At 38.1% G+C, this 2,761-nt stretch carries 3 protein-coding genes; 2 read left to right on the top strand and 1 reads right to left on the bottom strand.

Annotated features, from left to right (window positions below):
- Positions 1 to 439: 439 nt before the first annotated feature.
- Positions 440 to 1,168, top strand: a complete 729-nt coding sequence (locus tag ACFIK2_RS01340) for an antA/AntB antirepressor family protein (RefSeq protein ID WP_375676814.1) — start codon at positions 440 to 442, stop codon at positions 1,166 to 1,168.
- Positions 1,165 to 1,443 carry a hypothetical protein gene (locus tag ACFIK2_RS01335; protein WP_375635103.1) on the top strand — a complete coding sequence of 93 codons (279 nt, stop codon included), beginning with the start codon at positions 1,165 to 1,167 and terminating at the stop codon, positions 1,441 to 1,443. The genes ACFIK2_RS01340 and ACFIK2_RS01335 overlap by 4 nt, the downstream gene beginning before the upstream one ends.
- Before the next feature lie 63 nt (positions 1,444 to 1,506).
- Here the strand turns inward: ACFIK2_RS01335 and ACFIK2_RS01330 are convergent, their stop codons facing one another.
- A complete protein-coding gene (locus ACFIK2_RS01330; RefSeq protein WP_375676813.1) occupies positions 1,507 to 2,553 on the bottom strand; it encodes a Fic family protein in 1,047 nt (348 codons plus the stop codon).
- Between the last annotated feature and the right edge of the window lie 208 nt (positions 2,554 to 2,761).

Below are 2,761 nucleotides of genomic sequence, written 5' to 3'. Positions count from 1 at the left end.
AGCGGGTTGGGTCTGTTGCGGGGCAGGCTAGCGCGAACTATCGCTAGCGACAGAATTTTCAAATTGACTGTACATTGTACACTTAACACATTGATAAATAACAAATTTAATGTGTACACTGTACAGTATGTGAAACTTTTTCTTAGCAAGAAGTAATTTTTGCCACTTGACAATGTAGCAACAATATGAATAATCGAATCAGGTGCCTAACAAACACCTTGAATCCACAAGCGGGTAGATTGCCGACACAATCTCTTCTCCGCGCATTAAAGACTTTGACTCATTGTATGCTGTAGCATATAAATGGCTTGTCGGGTGTAGCTATGCCATAAAATACCCTTATGGGAAAAGCATAGCGACGGGCTTGTGGCCGTGTTTGTTAGCACCCGGCACTCTTTTCGAGTGTCATTAACAAACGTCTAACCCACAAGGAGTTCACATGAACACTCTTATTCCAATATCAGAACAGGTTATTGATCAGGAAACTGTCCAAACTGTTAACGCGCGTGATTTGCATGCGTTTTTGGAAATAAAGTCTGAATTTAGAAATTGGATTAAAAATCGCATTAAAGAATGTAAATTTCAGGAAAATATAAACTTTATAACTGCGGTAAATTTTTACCGGGGTGGAAAAATAAAAGAATACCACATTACATTAGACATGGCTAAACACCTTTCCATGATAGAGCGTAATGACAAAGGGCATGAAGCACGTCAATACTTTATCAAATGCGAACGGCTCTTGAAACAAGTAGTGACACCACAAGTTGACTACTCCAAACCGGAGGCATTACTTGGTGTTTTGAATCACTTACAAAATCAAATTGAGCAGAAAGATCATGTTATTGCAGAATTAGCTCCAAAAGCAGAGGCTTTGGAAGGTTTAAAACGTTCTGATGGGCTGTTCGGTTTGATAGAAGCAGCAAAGATGTTAGAGGTACGACCAAAGGATTTAACTGATTACTTGCGTAAACATGATTGGGTGTATCGGCGTGCTCCAGGAGCGCCACTGTTACCTTATCAGGACAAGATCAAGAAAGGATTTATGGATTGTCCTGCTATTACCATTCAAAGACCTGATGGTACAGAAAAAGTGCTCCCTTCAACAAAAATTACACCAAAAGGATTAGCTTGTTTGAGAGAACAAATCCATGGAGGTGTGCAATGAATACCAGTATAGACTTCTTATGTGATTTGTGGATGGCATTGTATCAGTTTTCTGATCGTGATGATGTTGAAGATAAGACTTTTAATGCCCTCATTGAGACCATGAATGCAATAGAAGAAGCTGTGATTTTAAAACTTCAAGATGAATCGCCAAATGCACTCAGGATTTTAGCAATGATTACAAATTTTGGGTCTTTAAAACCTCCTCCGATTATGGAGCCTTTGTTGAAAGCTTATGAACCTGATTTGGAGAGCCCCATTAAAAAGGTTGCTTAAGTTCAAAAACAGAACTCTCCTCCCCGTTCTCAAAATGGGGAGGTGGTTAAGAAGGCAATAAAATTAAGGTGCGCTATACCAAGTTGATCGTCCACCACCATGACGTATCAAAAGACCTTTTTCAACTAATGATGTAAAAGTTACTTTAAGTGTATTAGGGCTTGCACCAACCTCACGCACCATATCGCGGGTTGTAACACGTCCGTGATTACGCACATAATCAAGAATATTAAGAGCCAATTCAGATAAGGAAAAAAGAGCATTTTTTTCACTCTCTATTTTTATTTCTAATTGGCGTTTTTGTTTTTGTAGAGCACGTAAAAAAAAGAGTATCCAAGGCTCCCAATTGGGTGTTTTAGTATAAATTGTTTTTTGAGTCTGATTCAGAGCTAAGTAATAGCTTTCTTTATTATTCTCAATAATGCTTTCAAGTGATGAATATGGTACATAAACATAACCTTTTTGTAACAAAAGAAGGGTGGTTAAGATACGGCTTAAACGTCCATTTCCATCTTGAAAAGGATGAATAGCTAAAAATGTTACATTAAAAATACCAATCGTAAGTAAAGGATGAAGATCCTTTAATTCATTGGTTTTATTGAACCAAGTAATAAGCTCTTGCATTCGGTATGGTGTATCAAATGGTGTAGCTGTTTCAAAAACAATGCCAACCATTTTCCCTTGAGAATTAAATGCTACTACATCATTGCGTAAAGTCTTATATTCACCTCGATGTCGTTGATCTTTCTCACTATTACACAAAAGATCACGATGAAGTTGTTTAATATGATTTTCAGTAATAGAAATATCACTCCAAGATTGAAAGATTGTTTCCATAACCTTTGCATAACCGATAACTTCTTGTTCATCACGACTCTTGAAACGTTTAATTTCTAAGTTTACCAAAAGCTGTTCGATTTCGCGGTCTGTTAACTTACTCCCTTCAATGCGTGTGGAAGATCCAATACTTTCAACAGTAGCAATATGACGAAGAGCGTTCAATCGCTCAGGTGCAAGAGTACCAAGGGCGCGCCATGCCCCTTTGAACTCATCAATCTCAGTAATGAGAGCCAACAATTCTTGTGTAACTTGAAGTGTATCTGTTTTCATACCGGAATATATACCCGATTATACCCGATTGTCAATCATTCGTAACACCGTAAACTCTTACTTCTTATGGCAGAGAAAAAGGCAAGGAGCAACTATGACAAAGAAGCATCGTAAGGGTTTATCGGTTCGTGCGTTTGCGAAGAAGATGGGTGTTTCACATAATGCGGTTGTTTCTCGGATAAAGACAGGTAAATTTGATGCGGCTCTT

The sequence above is a fragment of the Bartonella sp. AP88XZML genome, assembly GCF_042195565.1.
Classification (GTDB): domain Bacteria; phylum Pseudomonadota; class Alphaproteobacteria; order Rhizobiales; family Rhizobiaceae; genus Bartonella.
This window is presented reverse-complemented; position numbering and strand designations above follow the sequence as displayed.

Coding starts and splice junctions, on each gene's coding strand:
- ACFIK2_RS01330 (WP_375676813.1), bottom strand. CDS start 2,553: ATGAAAACAGATACACTTCAAGTTACACAAGAATTGTTGGCTCTCATT.
- ACFIK2_RS01340 (WP_375676814.1), top strand. CDS start 440: ATGAACACTCTTATTCCAATATCAGAACAGGTTATTGATCAGGAAACT.
- ACFIK2_RS01335 (WP_375635103.1), top strand. CDS start 1,165: ATGAATACCAGTATAGACTTCTTATGTGATTTGTGGATGGCATTGTAT.